The sequence below is a fragment of the Rhodococcus sp. IEGM 27 genome (assembly GCF_033142305.1).
Taxonomy (GTDB): Bacteria; Actinomycetota; Actinomycetes; order Mycobacteriales; family Mycobacteriaceae; genus Rhodococcus_F; species Rhodococcus_F oxybenzonivorans.
This window is the reverse complement of sequence record NZ_JAWLSG010000021.1, coordinates 1-19,473: the sequence shown is the minus strand read 5'-3', so window position 1 is coordinate 19,473 and position 19,473 is coordinate 1. Positions and strand designations below refer to the sequence as shown.

Sequence of the window (19,473 nt, the reverse complement as noted above, 5' to 3'; positions counted from 1 at the left end):
AGCAAAGGGAAGCCGCTGTCCCCTTCCCCGGTGACAGCGGCTTCGGTTCCTGCCCGAGAACGCTACGCAATGTAGGTCTTACCCGGTCGGGAAGACGGTGACGCCATATCGCCTCTCGGCAAGTGGTCGCTCGCAGCGACGATTCTGATGTGGTACCCGGGGTATGCCCGCCACCGTCAGCCTCTTCAACCGTGACCTGTCCGCCAATATTCCAGAGAGTCCATGCGCGAAGAATCGTGCTTCGGAACGCACTCACGACACTTCCCGCGGTTCACTGCTGTTGTTCGGCGTGTGCCGCGGCCACGAGGCGGTCGCGCATCCAGGTGTCGAGGCGCTGACCGGCAACGCGGGCGGCGGTCACGCAGAGAGTGTGTTCGGTGTCAGTGAGACGAATCGGTGTGATGTGGGTGGGTCTGTGTCCGGGGTTCTCGGTGAGTTGGTGTTGGAGGCGTTCGCGCATGTCGGCTGCGCTCATGGAGGCAAGGCGGGTGAGAAGCTGTGTGCCGGTGGAGGTGGTGTCGGCGAGGAGGCCGAGCAGGAGATGTTCGGTGCCGATTTCCTCGTGGCCGAGCAGCGAGGTTTCCCGCATGCCTTGTTCGAGGACCTTTTTTGCTTTCGGGGTGAAGGGGATGTGTCGGGTCTCCTCGAAGTCCGGTGGTGGGGCGATTTCGTCGAGGGCGGTGTCGAGTCGGCTGGTGGTGACTTCCCAGGAGGTCAGGGCGGCTGCGGCGGGGCCGCCGGCCGCGTGGATGCCGGCGAGGAGATGTTCGGTGCCGAGGTGATCGTGTTGGTGGGTGCGCGCGGCGTCGGAGGCGAGGACGACAGCGCGGCGTGCCTGGTCACTGAATCGCTCGAACACTCTCATCACTTCTTCGGCGACTGCACGGGGTGCGTCTGGGCGTGCATCGAGTATCCCGTGACCGGCCCGGAAATCGGTGCACAACGGATAGGGATCTCGCCCGACATGGCACGGCGCGGACGGATCGCCGGATATCGCTTCAGAACCGATAATTCCATTGACGGCCTATTCCATCAATGGAATACTGTGGGGGTGATCGTTGACATGCCGGAAGACTTCTTCGTCTACCTCGATCGCCTCGAGGAGCAGGTGGAGCGTGGGGATGGTCACGCGGTGCGGGTGTTGGCGCATGTGACGGCCGCGTTGGCGGATCTAGCGGCGCTTCAGGAACCACCGTCGGTGGATCTGCCGGGGCTCAAGCGGGTGCGTCAGTCCCGACGGTATCCGGTATGGCGGACCTCGCACCCGTTCGACGAGGGTGTCGCGGTTCGGGTGATCTGCTGGTTCCCACCGGGCACCGATGTGGTGGTGGTTGCGCTGTTCGCGGGGGACAAGGCGCAGATGGGGGATGTGTTCTACAACAGCGTCGGTGTTCGTGCCGACGCGGCGATCGAGCGGTGGCTCTTCGAAACCCGAGGTGAGGATCATGACCGATAAGCGCACGTTCCGGCGGGCGAACGAGCGGATCGCGCAGCTCGCGGCGCACCCCGCCATCGCCGGCGAGGTGGAGCGGGTCCGCGAGGAGACGGCGGAGATGAACCGGGTCTACGTGCAGACCCTGGCAGACATCCGTAAGGCCGGAGATCTCACGCAAACCGAGGTGGCGAAGGTGCTCGGGGTGGAGCAGGCGGCAGTGTCGAAGCTCGAACGGCGTGACGACCTGCTGCTCTCGACGCTGCGGCAGTATTTGGCGGCGACCGGGGCCGAGCATCCGCGCATCGTGGTGGAGAAGAACGGGGTTGAGGTCAGCCTCGACCTGGACACCTTCTCGGGAACGTAGCCCGTGCCGAGCCGACTGCGGAGCGGGCATGGGGAGACGCTTGGTGTCTTCTGATGAGCGGTGGCGTCACTCATGTTCTTGCGTCACGGTGCGCGCGAAGTAGAGCGCTTCGCTCGAGTGCTACGTGGCGGTTGTGTTGAGACTGTGCTCGACGATCAAGCTCCGCGGTCTGAAGGTCGAATGCACTTTGGCCCGCATACGGCTCGTGCCCCGTTGTCCAACAGCGAGCCGCGTATGCCGCAATGCCGTCCCTACTCTGAGTATGCAACCATGCGATCTTGCCAAGGCCTCGGAAGGCCAGCTCGTAAGCGGTCGCGTCGGGTTCGCTAGCTGTGCAGTGCTCGATGTACTCGACCGCGGCGCGAGTAAGTTGCGCACGTTCGGGGATCGTCGGTTTACGTCTTGTCACAGGTCCTTTCTAGCAACCTGTCCCGCTCGGTCGACGGAATGGGACTGACGTTTGTGCGTACTGGTTCGGCGAAAGTTTCCTCCGTCTCGCCGTCTCTTCTTATACATGTTCTGTCCCAATGGCTTTCGGCGATGGTTCGATGCCGGGTTGGCGGGTTGGCGGGGGTCCTGAGCCGGCGCCGGTGGTCGGGACGGCAGAAGGTTGTAACGGTTGCGCCCTCCGAACCGACCTCCCGGCATGAGACTCTCGCGGCTTGCCCGATGCTTCCCGTTGCTGGTGGCTTTCTGCGCAGCTGCGGCCGTCTGGGTTTCACCGTCGGCCGCAGCCGACGTCGTCGACGTCACGATCGTGCCCGGGTTGAGCGTAGGCCCCACGACTGCGTTCGGCGTCGGTTGCACCTATCTCGCGGTGGCCACGACCGCAGATTCGTTGTCGACTCCAAGTGAGCGGGATGTGACATTTCTCGACTACAACTCCGAGACCCGCGGTTCGTTCGGGCCGGAAATCGCTACCTTCTTTCCGCAGAATTTCGTCTCCGACTACTACGTGACACCCGTCGTGTTCGATCACGCGCTCGTTCTCTGGACCCCGACCGTTCCGGGCGAACACAACCTCATGGCGTATCAGACTTCGGCGGGTGGGCCCGTCGAGACCGTCACGGTGAACCCGGGTACACCGATCGGACCCGCCTGCATCGTCGCGCCTTGACCGGCAACAATCGGTGCGGCGCATCACATCGCTGCGTCGTGATCCCGAGGCCATCGTCGGTGCGCGGGGCGCTCTGCAGGCCGCAAGTAAGACCGTGCTGGAGTTCGTCAGATGTGAAGGACTGCAGCGCCGAAGTTGTTCACGGAGATGTTGTAGCATCTCCGGTTCGCGGGGATGACCTCGAAGTGCGTGGCGTAGATGCATATGCGCGTGCCGTCGAAATTCAGATCGATGGAACCGAGTTTGAGCTCGCGCAGTTCGGCCACCGCCGACCGTGCCGGGGAGGCGGGCTGCACCAGATCGACGATCGATCGGGATGACCTCGGAGCGGGGCGGGCGTGGCATTACCGCGCGCCAGGAGCAGGGTGAGCAGTCCAGTCATTACCCGGGAGCGATTCCTGTGGGCGATGTCGCGGAGCGGTTGTCCTTCTGGGACGCGATCACGGTTCCCGTGCTCGCGCAGTTTCCTGCGGATATCGAGACCATGACCGGGCTCGACGCGGAGGGGCGCCCGGTGATGGCGCAGCAGATGCCCGGTACCGATCCGGGGAAGCGAACGAGTTGCGGGCGGACACCAGTAAGAAACTCAGGAATGTCCGGGCCGAGGACATCATGAAACGCGCCGGGGTGTTGCGGCCGGACGGAACACCGAAGACGGCGGTCATCCGGGTCAAGGGTGGTGTCATGGTCCGCAACGGTGCCGACGAGGGCTACGACTACCGAGTTCGCACCTTGGATTTCGCGAACTCCGACACCCCGTTCGGCACCGACGAATCGCGCGAACTCGCCGCCGCCCTGGCCAACGACGACCACGCCCGGGTCGTTGCACTCCTCGAATGGCACGCCACCCTCGACTACCCCGAGAACAAAGGATTCGACAAGTACAGCGACCAGTTCGGATTCCACTTCGACTCCATCGACTCCGTCCACATCGACTAGAACTAAACGCCGGAAGCCACCATGACCGGATCGCTGCGGCACCGACCGGGTGGCCCTTGTCGCATCGCGACTGAAACACCCTCCGGCGGACATATTCGCCGGTCAGAGGACGAAAAAGGAGCCTGGGTCACGCCGATACCCCGTTGAGGCGAAACGCCGAAATGGGTGAAGGTAGGCGTCAGTGTCCGTTCCGGTAATCGAGGTGCCAATGCCCGCCAGACGTTCGAGAACCCGTCGCACCGTCGCGCTGATCGCCACTGCGACCGTCGCCGGCGGCGGCGTCGCGCTTACCGCACCCGCGATCGTCAACGCCGCCCCGATGAACTGCGCAGCGGCGTTCAACCTGTTCATCCCAGGCACATGGGAAACCAACGAGAACGCCGACCCGCAACAGCCCGTGGGGATGTTGGCTCCCGTCGCCGAGGCGATCAAGGCGAAGAACGGTGCCCGCGCGCAGGTATACACGCTGCCGTACATGGCGAGCGCGTTCGACAACGGCCACACCTACGCCGACAGCAAAGCCGACGCGGTCAGCAAGGCCACCGCCGTGCTGAAGAATTACACCGACAAATGCCCGGACGCGAAGATCACCATCACCGGATACTCCCAAGGTTCCGATGCAGCAGGCGATCTCGCGTCGGCAATCGGAAACGATCACGGACCCGTCGATGCGGACCGGGTCCTCGGTGTGGCTTTGCTCGCCGATCCCGGTGCCGGTACGAAGGGCGCCGCGACGGTCGGACCGAAGACCTCCGGGGAGGGGATCGCCGGTCCCCGGGAACAGGGCATGGGCAAGCTATCGGGGCGGGTGGCATCGATCTGTGATCCGAAAGACCTGTACTGCTCGATCCACAAGGGCGCCAACCCGTTCCTCGGATCGCTCGGCTCGATCCTGTCGAAGACCACAGGCAACACCGATGCCAGTGCCGGTGGAGATAACGCGGCAATCGCCACCGCGCTGACCTCCGATTTCACCGACGCCGACCTGCCCGGTCTCGGCACGAATGTCGACGCTCTCGGAAAGCAACTGTCCGGCATCGACACCGGCGGCTCGGTCGATGTGAACCAGATCGCCGAGACTGCGACCTCGCTGTCGAAGACCCTCGGTCCCTTGGCCGAGCTGCTCGAGTCCGGGGCCGCAAACAGTGCCGCCACCAAGGGTCTTGCCGCAGCCCCGGCCGGCACGCCGGAAAACGCGGCCGCGCAGGTCCTCACCACAGCCAGCCACGCGGACCTGACCGGTGCGCTGGACTCGGTAGCCACCATCGCGAACACCGCGGCCAGGCTGTCCAATTCTGGCACCACCACACTGCCCGCCACCGACCCTCACATCTCGCAGCTCTCCACCACGGCCGCGTCACTCGGTAGCCAGATCGCCCCTGTGGCAACCACCCCGGCGGATGCCCTGTCGACCGCGTCGAGCGTGTTATCGGTCCTCAAACCGACAGTCGTCGTCGACCAAGCCCTGGGCGTCGTCACCGGCATCACCGCGCTCGACATCCCGACAATCCTGCACAACCTGATCGTGCTCCCGCAGAAGATCGCCGCCGGCGATGTCCGCGCCGCCCGGGACGCCGCCCGGGAGCTGAACGTGCACTTCGAACCCCTGGTGAAGATGGTCGCCGGTGTCGACCTGAAGTGGATCTCCCAGATCCTCTCGATCATCCCGGACCCGACCGGCTACACCCAGATCGCAGCACTGGTCACCAGCATTCTCGGCAACGTCGACGTGATCAAGCTGGCCAACATCGCCGGTCAGGCCCAGGAAATCGCGTGGGCCGCCGCCGACAAACTCTTCCCCCCGCCCGGAGTGCTTCCCGACCCGGTCGGTGCCGCGTCGCAGACCGCGGCGTTGATCCCCCTCGGACTCGAACTCGCCTCGGTGGCCGCGAACATGCTCACCGGCAAAGCCAGCAAGACCGACCCCACGCTACTGGGCAAGCACGCCAACCCCGTGGGTGACGCGATCACCACGCAAGCGCAAACCCTCGACCTGCAAGGACTCGCCGGATCGGTATCGACGATGGCGCAATCGCAGGGAGCCGAGGATCTCGCCGCGGTCGTCGGGGAGGGCCTGAACGCGGCCAGCTTCTTCGCCTCCGGAGCCCACCAGAGCTACCACACCCTGGTCGTCGACAACGCCGGCCGCAATGCCATCGAATGGGTCTCCGATTGGCTGAACCTGCAGATCACCCGCGCCGTCTGACCATCCCCGGCAGCCTTCCCAGTCGAATAGGAGCACCGAATTGTCCCCTCGCGCCCACCGACCTACCGCCCGTTGGGCGACCTGCCCACACTGCAACAAACGCACCTACTTCACACGCAAAGACGCCCGCGCAGCCCGCACACACCACGAAAAACGGCGCGGCCTGTCGATCTACCCCTGCCCACACCAAGGCGATGCCGGCGACGGCTTCCACATCGGGCACCGACCTAAGGGTCTTACTCGGGGTTGCATCGGCCGCGACGCACTTGTCGAGAGCCAACGAGTTTCGCTCCATCAACGACATCGCGACACCGGGGGTGCATGGTGACGTTGATGAATGCGACCGGTACGCCGACGACACCCATCACCTTCGAACCCGGTGACCGGATCCGCTTCGGACTCGAACCACGCCGCCCCTACACCGTCCGGGCGACGTCCGAACACTTCGTTGTCTGCACCCGCCAACGCGACTTCGCCCCCAAAGGTGACGTCGTCTACACCGTCATCGACTGGAGGAACGGGGTCCGCGGACCCATCAACGTCATCGGGCAGGCCTGGGACGTGCGCACCGACGAACAATGCCAGCTCCTCGTCGACGACCTCGACGCCGGCCGGTCGAAGATTAGTCACCGCAACCGTGTTCAACTCGACATCCTCGATCGAGGTCAGTCATGACATGCCATAACCCTCGTACACGCTGACGGTGGACCGATGACTAAAGGACCGCAACAGGATCGGAGCCCACACGAACGCATTCGACGCTCGCCGGTCACACAGTCCGGTGTTCACAGCACCCCGAAAGGTGAATACATTGCCCCTCTTCATGTGGATTTTCTACTGGCTCGGCCTCGGTGGCGTCCCGGGCACCGGCCCGTTCTAGCAGGCTTTCCCTCATCTGTCATCTCAACGGGTGCTCACACCCGCACGGTGAAACCGCACAATCCCGGAGCCGCTGCCACGGATTCTCACCCCTGGGGCTCCCACACACTCACCAGATCCCGTAGTCCGAGCAGAGCGGTCCGGAGGCTGGGGAGCGGACGTAGTGGCCACGGCGTAGGCAGTGAACCGGGATGCCCGAGGTCGACGAGCACCCGTTCTGCGTGGGCGAGCGCGACGGGCGGCAGATCGATCCGGGAGCGAAAGAAATACAACCCTGCACCGGCGGGTCGGGGAATCTTCATGGGTTCGGAGACCACGGCGCGGCCGGCGGATAAAATCCACTGCTGATCGGTGGAGACGAAGAAGCGGAGGCTGAGCTGCGACTGGATGTTTCGGTATAGTGACGGGCATCCGGCGGTGAGGCCGGCGATACGCACGGGAACGTTGTTGATGGTTTGGTCGCCAGGTGACGCACGTTCCGGTGGCACCCACCCTGAAGTGGGTCCGAGCGTGGCAGATGGTTACTAAGGCCCGTCTGCCACGCTTCGTCGTATCCAGGGGCTCAAGGTCGGGGAGGCGATCGTCGGTGGCGTACCAACTGAGTCCGGACGCGCCGGCGACCCGGCTGGACCCCGAGGCCGGCATCGGCAACACTCCGGCGGCCAAACCCGCCGGTTACCGGCCGGCGGCGAATTATGACGACCGCGCCGCCGACCGCGACGGGGCCCGGGTATTGGACGGGATGGTCGAAGACGCGGAGTTCACCCGCGCCCGTAAGGACTTGGAGCGGGCCTTTCCCCGGGCTACGGTGCCCGAGGTGCCGGTGCGCAAGCGGCGGGAGTTGCCGATCCCGGATTCGATTCGCCAGCCTCCGAGTTCGCGGCAGCGCAAGGTCCGGTCGGTGAACAAGAACCGGGCGCAAACCCAGTTACCGAAGGTCGGCTACACCGCGGTGCAGAAACTGATCACCGACCCGGCCCGGTGGGAGGAGGTCGGTGGCGCGCTCTCCCGCGCGCGCGGCGATGCCCAGCAGCTGGAGGAGACGATGCGCTCACAGGTCCAGCGCGTCGACCGCGCGATTCAGACTGTGGAACGATTCAACGACCGCGGCCACATCCTCTACGCCGCAGTCCGGCTCCCGCACGCCGCCCCGCAGGAAGCGGTGAACCTGCCGTCGACCTTGCAGCCGGGTTCGCGTCTCGAGTTCGATCGGCACACTTCTGCGGCGCACACGATTCACCAGTTCGACCCGACGCTGACCGATCGGGATGTGGTGTTCGAGATCGCAACCGACCGGGGCATGTATCTGGGCCGGTCGGACTCGGTCGACGACACCGCGCACTTGTTGCCGCGCGGAATGCGGTTCGAGGTGGTCTCGTCCGGTCCGGGACGCTACCGCCGCCCGGATGGGTCGATCGGCGAGCGAATGATCGTGCAGCTCAGAGACATCACAACGGAGGGTGAGGGATAGACATGGGACTGTTCACCGACGGCAAGGGCCGACCGGAGCTGGTCATGAACCCGGACGTCCTTCTCGGTAGCCGTGCACATTTCCGGCCTGTCGACGACGAGCCGGAGCGGGAGGAAACACCGAAGCAGCGCGCGCGGCGCGAGCTGAAGACGCGGTTGGGCGCTGAGAAGCGTGCACGGGAGAAGAAGAAAGAGAAGACCGGAGACACCAACCCCGAGTAGGGGTGACGCCTCCGGCTCATCCTGTGCATCTTCAGTGTTCTGAGGATACAAGGCGGAGTGCCGATTGCGGTACAAGGCCGTCAGGTCATCTGCCGTAGGCGCGGCAGTCTATCGGCGAGTTCCTCGAACAGCGCAGGCCAGCCCCGCCGCAGCCAGGTCAACCGTCCGCGGTCGAGGTGACTGCCGTCGATCAGGTGTGAGAGCCGGTGCTGGTGCTCGGGGACCCCGAGCCGGTGGAGTCTGGCGTAGAGGGGGTTGACGGGGAGTTGGTGTCGGGCGATGTGGGACCAGACGTCGGTGGTGGCCCAGTTCCAGATCGGCCCGTACGCAGTGGTGCCGTCCGTGCGGGTGATGGTCCCGTTGCGGAGACCGTCGCGGGTGTAGAGCATTCGGCGGGCGGCGGATTCGTCGGCGCGCACACCCCACAACTCGCCCGGTCCGAGGAGCTGGTGGGCGCGGTGGGCGGGCTCGGTGATCAGTACTTGGTGCAGATCCACGGCGGCCGCGGTGGTGTCGGTGGGTGCGTGGTGATCCCACAACCCGGAGTCGGCGAGCACCTGCAACAGCGGCGGATCGGTGGGGATGCGGTGCAGATCCAACCGCCACCGAGCAGCCAGTTCAATGAGGTAGGCGTAGGTTTCGGGGTAGTCGAGGCCGGAGTCGAAGAACACCACCGGCACATCCGGGTCCACGCGGCGAGCGAGGTCGAGGACGACGAGGGAGTCCTTGCCACCGGAGAACGCGACGTATCCGTCATGTCGTGTGAGATGGGCCTCGATCCGCGTCAGGATTGCGTCGACGGCGGCCGCGCCGGCCTTCGCCGACGGTGCCTGCAGACCACGGAGCACGCTCAGGTCCAGGCCGGGGTCCGCTGCATCCATCACAGGTGGCAGGTTACGGTGCCGCGCATGAGCATCGCTGCCGACATCGATGTCGTCTGGGCCGCCTACACCGCCGCCGTGGAGCCTGTCGACGCGGCCTCGCCTGATGATCGGATGACCGGGTGCGCGCGGTGCGGGCGGACCACTGCGGTGATGTCCCCGGTCGGTCAGGTGATCTCCCGGCGGTTCACCGGCTTCGAATCGTGGACGAACCTGTCCGGCCGCAACCTGTGTCAGGTGTGCGTGTGGGGGTACCGGCACCGCCCGTTGCGCACTGACGTGCATGTCGTCACCCGTAATCCGGCCACGCTGACATCGGCAACCCCGGCACTGCTACACCGAGTCCTCTCCACCACGGTCGACGCGGACACGGCGGTGATCGTGCCGCTCCGCCCAGGCCGTAAACACTTGATCCCCGATGCCCGTTGGGGTCTGGTCACGGTCGATGACACCCGCCTGCCCTGGCAGGATCACGATGCCGGACGGTTGGCGGTGCTGCACCGGCTCCGCGGCCACGGCTTCACCGAGACCGTGCTCCGCGAGGACACTCCCGCCTATGCCGTGCTACGGCGCATACCAGCCGACCAGTGGCCGCAGGTCTTCGACGACTGGAACCGCTTGGCGCCGTGGCGGCGCGCGCAGCCCTGGTGGGAGGTCGGCATCCGCGCCACCCGCTAGGGATCGAAGAACTCTGGACTCGAGAAAATCCCGGATCTTCTCTAGGATCGACCGTGATGAACACGTTGGGGGAGAACACGTTTTCGGTCACGGATCGGTGGTTGGCCACGGCCTGGCAACTGCCGGCATTGTCGGACCCGGCCGCGGTCGTGGCGGAGCGGTTGATGTTGTTGCTGCACTACGGAGTCGATTGGTCGGACGGAAATTGGGTGGCCGCCCGCCGCGGTGACTACTGGGACAACCTGCTGCCCACCCGGATCCGATTGGCCACCTACAACAGCGTGAATCTGCACCAGTGGTGGACCGCCTCGGCGGCCCGGCTCGGCTCGGCCCCGCGCACCGACGAGCAACGCGCCGAGCTGGCGTTGCTGCTCACCTACGAGCCGCGGCCGGTGCTGCAGGTGATGCGCGATCAGACCACCGCGCTGACCTTGCGGACCCGGATCGTCGCCGACGCGGTCCGCACCGCCCGCACCGAGCACGGGTTGGCGTCGTGAGCGTGACCCGGGTGTGGGAGATCGAAATGGCCGCGAAGTCCCCGATCTCGCACCGCGGGGAGCTGATCGGTACCACCGCGATCGGCCGGCGGATGAAGATCCTGCAACAGGATGGGTCGGTGGAGTTGGTTCCGGTGATCTCCGGCAACTCGTTTCGTGGGGTGTTGCGCCGGATCGGTGAGGAGCTGCTGCGCGATGTCCTCGGTTACGAGAACCAGCTGCCCCTGGCGGTCGCACATACCCTCCGCAACGGCGGCGCGATCGTGAAAACCTCGGCGGAACCGGTCACCGGGCGGCGCCTGCAGCAGCTGCGGGAGCTGATCCCGCAGATCAGTGTGTTCGGCGGTGCGGTCGGGGCGGCACCGATCGACGGCTGCCTACGGGTCGGGCATGTCGTGCCGATCGTCACCGAAGCCGCCCCGATCCTGCGGCGGGAGTATCCGGGCCCGTTGCCGTCCCGGTTCGATATCGAGGCCCTCGAGTCCTATTCACACCTCGACGACGTCGCCACCGGCCGGAACCTCACCGACCCCACCGACGACGGTTCCGGTTCCGGGTCCCCGGTGATGCGGTACGACATCGAAACCCTGGCCCCGGGCACCCGGTTCGAGTCCTGGGTGCAGCTGAGCCGCGGCTCGGACCTCGATCACGCCTTCGCCGCCGACGCGCTGGCCGAGTTCACCCGGGCCGGCTGGCTGGGTGGACGCACGGGGATCGGGCACGGCCAGATCGCCACCACACTCACCGAACCCACCGGAGGCGCCCCGATGGTCGATTGGCGGGAGATCGTCGCCGCACGACGCGATGAGGCCCTGCAAATGCTGCTTTCCCTCCCGGCATGACCGTTCAGATCGCGGAGGGGATGGTGCCGCTGGTCATCCGCGCAAAGTTGGCCGCCGGGGTTGCGCACGGTGTGCCGTGGGGCATCAGCCTCGACGGCCTCCTCGCCTCCGAGATCCGGGAGAACACCAAGGCCGCTGCACGCGAGGCCGGCACCGACTACCCGCCCTACAGCCTCGACACCGTCCCGGAGGACCTGGACCTGCCACTCGCCCGCTGCACCACCGGTGGCGATGAGCACTGGCATTGGGCGGCGACGTTCGCCTACCCGGAGGACGAGGTCCCGGGCCCGCACGTGCAGTACTGGTCGGCCCGCCCGGATCAACAGGCCCTCGCCCACATGTCGGCCGCGTTGCCGGCGTTGGTGTCCGAGCGGCAGGGCCGCTACCGCTCGCGGGTGATGCCGCTGCCGCTCACCATCTGCCGGAACTTGGTGTGGCGGGCGGTCGGCGACCCGGCCGCGGTCGCCGAGCTCCTCGCGCCGATCGTGTCGATCGGGAAGAAACGTGGGGCGGGCCACGGTCACGTTCTGTCCTGGACGGTCGACGAACATTCCGACGGCGGCCGGTGGGAATTTGCGCATCTGCACCCGGACGGCAGCCTTGGCCGCACTGTCCCAACTGCATGTCTGCGCGACCACGGTGAGATGCGAACGGGCGGCGAGGGGCCAATGGGGCTTCGGCCGCCGTACATGCACCCCACCCGCCGTAGCCACGTTGTGCTACCGGCAACGTGACTGCAGGTTGGGAGCCGATAGGCGTTCGCGCTTGTGTGAAACTTCTAGGTGATGGGCTTGGGTGAATTCGGCCTTCCGGGCGCTGCCGAGGTGGCGGTGGAGGCCCGCGCCTTGAACGCGGCAGGATTTCTTGCCATGATGGTGGTGCCCAGGGCACTAGTCCTGGTGAAGTGGACCCGGCAGCCTTCCGGACGGTAGGTGAGCCGGGTTTCGCGTTTCTACCGGACGTCCACGGTCTTCGTCACTAGTGGCCGCACCCGGGCGGGCCACTCTCCGCCCTTGGCCAGGCACCAGGCCACAGCGTCGGGGATCCACAACATAGGTTCCTGCTTGAACCGCGCATTGTCGTAGCAGATGCAACAAGCAGGGCCTGATCTGGAGATTTACGAACCCTTCCGACTCTAGACGTGATCGGATCTACCAGCATCGTTGACGCAATGCCGGACCCGGTGCAAGTATGTTGCTTCAAATGCAACCGCCGTTTTTGGGGGTGAAGCGTGACGGAAGTGCCCGGTTCCGCCCGATTAGTGTTGGTAAATGGGGTCATTCACCTCGACGAGCCGACCGCAGTCTTCAAAGCCATGGTCGAGGGCTGGTCACTGCAACAACGGAGCCGGTTGTTGGCTGCGTCGACGATCGGTTCGAGGGCTCGGTTGGTGCGGCGGTTTGCAGAGTTCACCAGCGAGTATCCCTGGCGGTGGACGCCGGGCGACGTCGAGGACTTCACGACCTCGCTGACCTCGGGAACGGATCGGCGAGCTCCATCGACGATCCGCGGTTATCACCTGGCTCTGCGTATGTTTCTCGACTACGTCACGGATCCGCGATACGAGTGGTTGGAGCAGTGCCGCAACCGGTTCGGCGTGATTCCGACGCAGGTCTGCCACGAATGGAACACCGTGGCGCACTTGAGCGACTACGAAGGGAACCCGGAGCGCAGACCGATGAGCTACGACGAGCTGCAGGCCTTCTTCGATCACGCCGACGACCGGGTCGACAAGCTCGCCCGGACGGGCCGTAAGGGTGCGTTGACAGCTCTTCGAGATGCGCAGATGTTCAAGACTGCCTACGGTTTCGGGCTACGGCGCCGCGAGCTCGCGAGGCTCGACTTGGCCGACTTGCGGCCGAACCCCCACGTCAGGAAGTGGGGCCAATTCGGGTCGTTGCATGTGCGGTACGGCAAGTCCGTCAAGGGCGGGCCACCACGACGGCGGACAGTGCTCGCCGTGCCGGAGTTCGACTGGGCATTGGAAGGAATGCGCCAGTGGGTCGAGCAAGGTAGACCAAAGTACCGAGCGCGGCAGCATCCGGCCCTGTGGGTGACCGAGCGGGTCAGCCGCGTCTCGATGCGTTACATCGACGAGCGATTTGCGCAGTTACGCAATGAAGTTGGGTTGCCGCCAGAACTGACGCTGCACTGTCTTCGGCACTCGTATGTCACGCATCTGGTCGAGTTCGGCTATCCCGAAAGGTTCGTACAGGAACAGGTAGGTCATGCGTTTGCCGCCACGACCGCGATCTACACCTCGGTCAGCAACGACTTCAAGAACCGCACCCTGGCGTCAGCGCTGAGCAGGGTGTACTCCACGACAGGAGAGCAACCGTGACCGACAAGTTGACCATCCGCTGGCATCTGCGCCAGATCATGGCGACCCGCGGCATGTTCCAAACCACCGACCTGGTCCCGCTGCTCGCTGAGCGCGACATCCATTTGTCACGCGAGCAGGTCTTCCGTCTGGTCACCAAGACACCGCAGCGACTGAACATGGAGATCCTGGCCGCACTGTGCGACATCCTCAATGTCGGCCCCAGCGACCTGATCGAACCGATCGCGCAACCACGGCACGAGAGCAAGACCGGTACCGAGGAGGCGGGGCCGTCGGGCATCGGCGAGCTCCGGCCCGTCCGCGCCCGTGTCCGTCGACCCGATCAGAATCGTCCGGGGCCGTCTGTCTGATGGTTCGGTGCAGCACGCTCACCTCCACGCAGACGCTCGACGCACTGGTCGCCGAGATCGCAACGGTCGAGCCGGAACTGGCCGAAATGACCATCCGCGGCATCCTGGAAGTCCTGGTCCCGCGACCCGAGAAACGAACAATCCTCCTGCAGCACTTCGACCGTTTTCCGAATCTGTTGACCTCAGGTGATCCACTCATCCCACCCATCGTTCAACGGTTACTCGAACGGTTGGCCGCCGCTGGCGCGGTGAGAATCGTCCGGCCGCGCTGCGCGGTCTGTGGCGGTGCGAAGATCCTGTGCCGACGTCTCGCCGATGGCCGGAAGGCCTGCGCGCATTGCGGACGGGAGGCCGACCCCAAACCGTGCTCCCGGTGCGGAAACATGCGGGTCATCACGCGCCGGACCAGCACCGAGCAGCTCTGCCTGCGCTGCTACCGGCACGACCCGATCTCACACAAGACATGTTCGCGCTGCGGACGTAACACCTACGCTGTCGCCCGAATCAAGTCCGGATGGCTATGCACCACCTGCGCGCCACGCAAACTCGATCGATGTGGCCAATGCGGGCACGACCGCAACCCACGAACGATCCTGCTCGGAGCACCCATATGCCGGCTCTGCTACGAACAGCTGCGCCGCAATCCCGGCACCTGCCCCGCATGCGGGCAGATCAAGATCCTCGCCTACCTCTCCGACGACGAACGCCGAATCTGCGCGACATGTGCTGGCGAACCTTCTCCGTTCGCGTGCGCCGACTGCGGACGCGAGGACCACCAATACGGACGAAGATGCGCAGTCTGCGTGCTCACCGAGCGAGCCACTGCCCTGCTCACCACTGCCGACGGCACCGTCAATCGTGGCCTCGAGCCCGTCCTTTCTGCACTCCTTGCCGTCGACCGGCCCAAATCGACCCTGTTCTGGCTCCAGCAAAGCCAAGGGGCCAGCCTGTTGCGGCGAATGGCCGTCGGCGACATCGCAATCAGCCACGACGCCCTCGACGCCTTGCCGCGCACTCGCGCACTGGACTATCTCAGGGACTTCCTCGCCGCCCTGGGCGTCCTGCCGCCGCAGCACGTCGAGCTCGAACGCCTCACTCCCTGGCTGCGCACCATCCTCGCCGACTTGCCCGTTGCAGATGCACGAGTGGTGCACGCCTACGCCGAATGGCACGTGCTCCGTCGCACCCGAGCAAAGGCCGACCGTGGACAACTCACCGCAGCCGGCGCCCGCAACGGTCGGGCACTGATCCGCGCCGCCGGCCACTTCCTCGGCTGGCTCACCGAGCACGGCACAACGCTGACGACGGCACGGCAATCCCACCTGGACGAGTACCTCGTCGAACACCCCGGCCGCGTCCGGTTCCTCGATGGCTTCCTCACCTGGGCACACGACCGACGCCTCATCGCCGATTTACGCACACCCCGTCAGCAGCGCAGCGAGCCCGATGTCACTCTCGCCGACGATCATCGCTGGTCGATCGTCGAGGAACTTCTCCACGACGAGACCCTGCCCCTCGATACCCGTGTCGCGGGCCTGTTCGTCCTCCTCTTCGGACAGCCCGTCACACGAATCTGCCGCATGACACCCGACCAGATCGCCACTACCGGCCCCGAGGTCACCGTCCGATTCGGCGACGATCCCATCCTGCTGCCCACACCGCTCGACGAACTCACCCGGGCACTACTACACCGGCGTGGAAGATCCTCTTACGCAAGCAAACCCACACGCTGGTTGTTTCCAGGTGGGCACCCCGGCCGACATCGAAGCGCAGAGGTGCTCCGCAACCAACTCGCGCAAGCCGGGGTCACCGTCCGCGCGGCGCGAAACGCCGCACTCCTCCAGCTCGCAGCAGAGGTTCCCGCCCCCATCCTCGCTGACCTCCTCGGCATCAAACCGGGCACAGCTGTTATCTGGGCTGCTCTCGCGTCACAAGACTGGGCGGGCTACACCGCACTCCGCGCCGAGAACCGAACAGAGCGCTCCGGGAATATCGCGCACAACGAATAACGGATCTCCACCAGTAGCCCGCAGGTGGTGGTACGTCAGGTGCTCGCGGATACCGTGCTTGCCGACGGCTTCGTACAGCACCCGCCGGTCCGCCTTCATTGTCGAATCGTCTTGCTCGAGGACCAGGCGGGAGGCCGACAACTGGGCCAGGTCCGCCACCAGCATCTCCAGGCAGCGTGGTCGGCCCTGTTTCGGGGTGAGGGTGGCGGCGTTGTAGACATGCACGCGTACATCCAGTTTCACCAGTGCGGAACAGATCTCCCGCCTGCGGGAATCGCGTTCGGATTTGAAATGCAGGCGCTCTTGCCCTTTCAGGCGAAGTTCGGTGAGCACCTTCCGCGCATGCGCCAGCGACTGAGGATCGGCGATGGCGGCGGCCACCATGATCCCGCGGACGGTGTTCTCATCGACGAAGGCATGCACGAGCACCCAGCTTAGAACCGTGCCCGCCGACACCTTGTGCGACCGGTGGCGAACGAAGCACAGACCCGGCCACGGCATCAACGCCTGCCACGATCGCTCGGGCTCTGGTGATCACCGATGCGACGACATCGGCGGTGGAATCCATCATCGTTGTCGACCCGCGATGCGCCCTTGCACCTACTCATCCCGTGCCCCGGCACGGGATGAGTAGGTGGTGTTTTAGGGGTCTGAGGGCTTGATTCAGGCGTGTTCTTATGAGCGGTGTACGGCTCGAAAACCTATGTTGTGCAGGGTATTTCGTGTTGCATGGTGTCGGTGGGATGGGTTATGTTTTGGGTGCCTTAGTCAGTGCGGGGCGGGAACTGACCACTTCCGTTCTGCCCGTTTCCCGGGGTTGTTCTCCGGGGTTGGGAGTGTGTGTATGTCTGTGGACGTTGCGGTTGCCGGAAACGTGTCGAATGGTGCGGGTGCGCCGTCTGCCGGTGGGGTGTTCCCGGCGGATGGGGTGTTCGTCGAGGTGCGTGAGAGTGCGGCGTGGACGGCGGGATGGCTGGTCGCGGACCGTGCGGAGGTGGCGGCGTTGTCGGTGGCGGGTGCCGCGGATGTTGCGGTGGAGCGGTGGGTGTCGGTGGTGTTGGTGCCGGTGTCGCCGGATGCGCCGCCGTGGTTCGGGCGGGTGCGCCCGGATCAGGTGGTGATCGCGTCGTTGCAGCGTCCGGTGCCGGTGTGGTGGGACCGGGTAGCGGGTCCGTTGGCGCAGGTGTTGGCGGAGCGTCGTCAGACGCGGGCGTTGCGGGAGCAATTGACGACGACGCAGACCGGGCACAGGGAGTGGATCGAATCGCTGGCCTCGGATGCGCGGGAGTGGGCCGATGACAACAGTTTGTGCGGTCAGTTCGATCGGTTCATGGAGGAGCACGGTCTGGCGGGCCGTTCCCGCGATTTCACGGTGGATGTGTCGGTGAGCCTGTCGGTGTCGGTGTCGTTGACGATTTCGGCGACAGGGGAGTCCGACGCGGAGGACCGGGTCGACAGGTACGACGTGGAGGAGGCGCTGCGCAGCCGGTTCGGGTCGTACGAGGAGTTCACTATTGACGACTTCACGGTCGAGAGCGCGTCGGAGGACTGAGCGGCATGAGCGAACAGAACCAGAACCAGGGGCAGAAGCGGATGCGGGTGCAGGCGGTGCGGGTCGGGTTGGACGGGCGCCTGGAGGTGATCGATCTCGGGGTGGGGGAGAGTACCGGGGCGGTGATCCGTGCGGCGATTGGGTGCCGTTGGTTCGATGTGGTGCGGTTGGGCCGGGATTTGGATATGTGGATCGACGACGATGGCGCGGTGTTGGCGGACGCACAGGTCAACGTTGTTGCGACGGCGATTGCGCGGGCCGATGGGGCGATCTGGCAGCCGTTCTGTGGTGTCGCGGTGTTCGCATCCCATGACCGCCACGGTGAGACTGTGGGCCTGTCTGAGCGGGTGCGCGATGCCTTGCTGTCCGGTGCGATCCTCACCCGTACGGCGGCGGTGAGCCGATGACCCCGGCCGCAGCACCCGCAGCACCCGCGACAGCGACAACGACGAAGATCCCCGCACCGGAGGCGTATATGTCACAGGCTGAGCGTGCCCTCGGGCGCGGCACCCATTACATCGAAGAATCGGTCTGGGTGTATCTGATGCGGGACTGGGACGGCACCGATCGGTGGGTGCTGGACCCGGTGACGGTGGATGGGTGCGGTTTGGATTCGGGTCTCGAGGACGGTGCCCGCAACTCCGAGTGCATGTGCGAGGACCAGGCGGAGTGCGATGCGATCCGGGAGCGGATGGACAAGGTGTATCTGCCCACGGCGGAGGACTTGATGCACCTGCTCGCGGAGTCGCTGGGTTACACGGTGACGAAGGCAAGCCAGTCGTGACGGTGGAAGCAGTGATCCTCCGCGATCCCGATGGGCCGACCAGTTTGTGGGTGTTCGTCGATGGTGTGCCGGTCGAGGTGGTGGAGAGCTGCGTCGATGCTGGTGCGGGCTGGGAGTGGGAGGACTGGACCGAGCACCGGGACGAGTTGCTCGCCGGTGCCTCTCCTGCGGCGCGTGAGTTGCTGCTGGGGCTGCTCGATGGTCCGCCCGGCGGGAAGTATGTGGAGGGCCGCGAGGATCGGCCCTGGCTGGACCCCGCAGCCTAGATCACCTCTCTCCGTACACGGCCCGCACCCGACTTCCGGGGTGCGGGCCGTGTACGGTGTGGGGCCGTAATGGTGCTGTGACCTGATGTGATGACATGTCCCCGATGTGTGATGTGGGGTGCCGGCGACCTGTTCGAGCGAGCGCCGGCGCCGGGGTGTCGGTGGGCGCGGAGGTGTCTGTTTTGCCCGGTTTTGCTCGTTTTGAAAGTGGTTGATTTACAACATGTTTGGTTAATAACTTGGAATATAAGGTTTTAGAAGCGTTATGCACGAATGTCAGCTTGTAAGGTTCGTAATATGTGTCGAGACAACATATTTGGTGATTTATTGGTTTTCAGTTGTTTGGGGTTGCGTGGGGGTGGGTGGTATGCTGTGGGTATGACATGGAGCAGCGCGGGAAGGCGAGCGGGCGGCAGGCCGGGCACTCCCGCCGGCCTCCCCAGCCTCGTTGGGGTGCGGGGGACCGGATCGAACAGGACGATGAAAAGCACTGGTAGGAGCCTAATCTCTGAAACTCAGAGGAGCGAAGCGACTCGATCGACGGCAACGGGAATCGACCCACTGCGAGCCGCGCAGCGGCTCCCTGGCGGGGAGCGAAGCGACTCGCTCCGTCTCCCGGCGCGGAGCGCCGGGAGCAGCGC

24 protein-coding genes and 1 pseudogene are annotated in these 19,473 nt (G+C 65.3%); 20 read left to right on the top strand and 5 right to left on the bottom strand.

Features of this window, described 5'->3' with window-relative positions:
• Positions 1-271: 271 nt before the first annotated feature.
• Positions 272-865: a Clp protease N-terminal domain-containing protein gene (locus R4P95_RS32500; RefSeq protein ID WP_317747523.1), complete on the bottom strand. Its 594-nt coding sequence runs from the start codon at positions 863-865 to the stop codon at positions 272-274.
• 186 nt (positions 866-1,051) lie between these two features.
• On the opposite strand from R4P95_RS32500, the gene R4P95_RS32495 reads away from it, so the two are divergent.
• The 3 genes from R4P95_RS32495 (at position 1,052) to R4P95_RS32485 (ending at position 2,916) form a co-directional block, all read left to right on the top strand.
• Positions 1,052-1,456 carry a hypothetical protein gene (locus tag R4P95_RS32495; protein WP_317747524.1) on the top strand — a complete coding sequence of 135 codons (405 nt, stop codon included), beginning with the start codon at positions 1,052-1,054 and terminating at the stop codon, positions 1,454-1,456.
• Positions 1,446-1,799: a helix-turn-helix domain-containing protein gene (locus tag R4P95_RS32490; RefSeq protein ID WP_317747525.1), complete on the top strand. Its 354-nt coding sequence runs from the start codon at positions 1,446-1,448 to the stop codon at positions 1,797-1,799. The genes R4P95_RS32495 and R4P95_RS32490 overlap by 11 nt, the downstream gene beginning before the upstream one ends.
• A 646-nt stretch (positions 1,800-2,445) precedes the next feature.
• Positions 2,446-2,916: a hypothetical protein gene (locus R4P95_RS32485; protein WP_317747526.1), complete on the top strand. Its 471-nt coding sequence runs from the start codon at positions 2,446-2,448 to the stop codon at positions 2,914-2,916.
• A 107-nt stretch (positions 2,917-3,023) separates the two neighbouring features.
• On the opposite strand, the gene R4P95_RS32480 is transcribed toward R4P95_RS32485, so the two are convergent.
• Positions 3,024-3,212, bottom strand: coding sequence for a hypothetical protein (locus tag R4P95_RS32480; protein WP_317747527.1), 189 nt, complete (start codon positions 3,210-3,212; stop codon positions 3,024-3,026).
• Between the two features lie 92 nt (positions 3,213-3,304).
• Between R4P95_RS32480 and R4P95_RS32470 the strand changes: the two are divergent.
• The 3 genes and pseudogenes from R4P95_RS32470 to R4P95_RS32460 form a co-directional block, all read left to right on the top strand.
• A pseudogene (locus R4P95_RS32470) lies at positions 3,305-3,855 on the top strand (hypothetical protein); the annotation flags it as partial.
• A gap of 208 nt (positions 3,856-4,063) precedes the next feature.
• Positions 4,064-6,061, top strand: coding sequence for a cutinase family protein (locus R4P95_RS32465; protein WP_317747529.1), 1,998 nt, complete (start codon positions 4,064-4,066; stop codon positions 6,059-6,061).
• Positions 6,062-6,394: 333 nt separating this feature from the next.
• Positions 6,395-6,736 (top strand): hypothetical protein, encoded by a 342-nt coding sequence (locus R4P95_RS32460; RefSeq protein WP_317747530.1) that lies wholly within the window; start codon positions 6,395-6,397, stop codon positions 6,734-6,736.
• A 290-nt stretch (positions 6,737-7,026) separates the two neighbouring features.
• Here the strand turns inward: R4P95_RS32460 and R4P95_RS32455 are convergent, their stop codons facing one another.
• Complete coding sequence (locus R4P95_RS32455) at positions 7,027-7,377, bottom strand: hypothetical protein (protein ID WP_317747531.1); 351 nt, start codon at positions 7,375-7,377, stop codon at positions 7,027-7,029.
• Positions 7,378-7,526: 149 nt separating this feature from the next.
• Between R4P95_RS32455 and R4P95_RS32450 the strand changes: the two genes are divergently transcribed.
• Positions 7,527-8,411, top strand: coding sequence for a hypothetical protein (locus R4P95_RS32450; protein WP_317747532.1), 885 nt, complete (start codon positions 7,527-7,529; stop codon positions 8,409-8,411).
• Positions 8,412-8,413: 2 nt separating this feature from the next.
• The gene (locus R4P95_RS32445) at positions 8,414-8,632 is read left to right on the top strand and encodes a hypothetical protein (RefSeq protein ID WP_317747533.1); all 219 of its coding nucleotides are present in this window, start codon (positions 8,414-8,416) and stop codon (positions 8,630-8,632) included.
• A gap of 80 nt (positions 8,633-8,712) precedes the next feature.
• On the opposite strand, the gene R4P95_RS32440 is transcribed toward R4P95_RS32445, so the two are convergent.
• Positions 8,713-9,513 carry a phosphoadenosine phosphosulfate reductase family protein gene (locus R4P95_RS32440; protein ID WP_317747549.1) on the bottom strand — a complete coding sequence of 267 codons (801 nt, stop codon included), beginning with the start codon at positions 9,511-9,513 and terminating at the stop codon, positions 8,713-8,715.
• Positions 9,514-9,540: 27 nt separating this feature from the next.
• On the opposite strand from R4P95_RS32440, the gene R4P95_RS32435 reads away from it, so the two are divergent.
• The 8 genes from R4P95_RS32435 (at position 9,541) to R4P95_RS32400 (ending at position 16,230) form a co-directional block, all read left to right on the top strand.
• Positions 9,541-10,191 (top strand): hypothetical protein, encoded by a 651-nt coding sequence (locus R4P95_RS32435; protein WP_317747534.1) that lies wholly within the window; start codon positions 9,541-9,543, stop codon positions 10,189-10,191.
• A gap of 56 nt (positions 10,192-10,247) precedes the next feature.
• Positions 10,248-10,688: a hypothetical protein gene (locus R4P95_RS32430; RefSeq protein ID WP_317747550.1), complete on the top strand. Its 441-nt coding sequence runs from the start codon at positions 10,248-10,250 to the stop codon at positions 10,686-10,688.
• The gene (locus R4P95_RS32425) at positions 10,685-11,530 is read left to right on the top strand and encodes an RAMP superfamily CRISPR-associated protein (RefSeq protein WP_317747535.1); all 846 of its coding nucleotides are present in this window, start codon (positions 10,685-10,687) and stop codon (positions 11,528-11,530) included. The genes R4P95_RS32430 and R4P95_RS32425 overlap by 4 nt, the downstream gene beginning before the upstream one ends.
• Positions 11,527-12,264 (top strand): hypothetical protein, encoded by a 738-nt coding sequence (locus R4P95_RS32420; RefSeq protein ID WP_317747536.1) that lies wholly within the window; start codon positions 11,527-11,529, stop codon positions 12,262-12,264. Before R4P95_RS32425 ends, R4P95_RS32420 begins: the two co-directional genes overlap by 4 nt.
• 57 nt (positions 12,265-12,321) lie before the next feature.
• Positions 12,322-12,462: a hypothetical protein gene (locus R4P95_RS32415; RefSeq protein WP_317747537.1), complete on the top strand. Its 141-nt coding sequence runs from the start codon at positions 12,322-12,324 to the stop codon at positions 12,460-12,462.
• 299 nt (positions 12,463-12,761) lie between these two features.
• Positions 12,762-13,871: a tyrosine-type recombinase/integrase gene (locus R4P95_RS32410; RefSeq protein ID WP_317747538.1), complete on the top strand. Its 1,110-nt coding sequence runs from the start codon at positions 12,762-12,764 to the stop codon at positions 13,869-13,871.
• Positions 13,868-14,221, top strand: coding sequence for a helix-turn-helix transcriptional regulator (locus R4P95_RS32405; RefSeq protein ID WP_317747539.1), 354 nt, complete (start codon positions 13,868-13,870; stop codon positions 14,219-14,221). Before R4P95_RS32410 ends, R4P95_RS32405 begins: the two co-directional genes overlap by 4 nt.
• Entirely contained in the window at positions 14,221-16,230 is a 2,010-nt protein-coding gene (locus tag R4P95_RS32400; protein ID WP_317747540.1) for a hypothetical protein, read from the top strand. Before R4P95_RS32405 ends, R4P95_RS32400 begins: the two co-directional genes overlap by 1 nt.
• Here the strand turns inward: R4P95_RS32400 and R4P95_RS32395 are convergent.
• Entirely contained in the window at positions 16,150-16,686 is a 537-nt protein-coding gene (locus R4P95_RS32395) for a hypothetical protein (protein WP_317747541.1), read from the bottom strand. The genes R4P95_RS32400 and R4P95_RS32395 overlap by 81 nt on opposite strands.
• Before the next feature lie 388 nt (positions 16,687-17,074).
• Here R4P95_RS32395 and R4P95_RS32390 point away from each other — a divergent pair, with 388 nt between their 5' ends.
• Genes R4P95_RS32390 through R4P95_RS32375 form a run of 4 tightly spaced genes read left to right on the top strand, consistent with a single transcriptional unit; the run spans position 17,075 to position 18,832 of the window.
• Entirely contained in the window at positions 17,075-17,782 is a 708-nt protein-coding gene (locus R4P95_RS32390) for a hypothetical protein (RefSeq protein ID WP_317747542.1), read from the top strand.
• 5 nt (positions 17,783-17,787) lie between these two features.
• Positions 17,788-18,189: a DUF3846 domain-containing protein gene (locus R4P95_RS32385; RefSeq protein ID WP_317747543.1), complete on the top strand. Its 402-nt coding sequence runs from the start codon at positions 17,788-17,790 to the stop codon at positions 18,187-18,189.
• Positions 18,186-18,566 (top strand): hypothetical protein, encoded by a 381-nt coding sequence (locus tag R4P95_RS32380; RefSeq protein WP_317747544.1) that lies wholly within the window; start codon positions 18,186-18,188, stop codon positions 18,564-18,566. Before R4P95_RS32385 ends, R4P95_RS32380 begins: the two co-directional genes overlap by 4 nt.
• Positions 18,563-18,832: a hypothetical protein gene (locus tag R4P95_RS32375; RefSeq protein WP_317747545.1), complete on the top strand. Its 270-nt coding sequence runs from the start codon at positions 18,563-18,565 to the stop codon at positions 18,830-18,832. The genes R4P95_RS32380 and R4P95_RS32375 overlap by 4 nt, the downstream gene beginning before the upstream one ends.
• Positions 18,833-19,473: the final 641 nt, after the last annotated feature.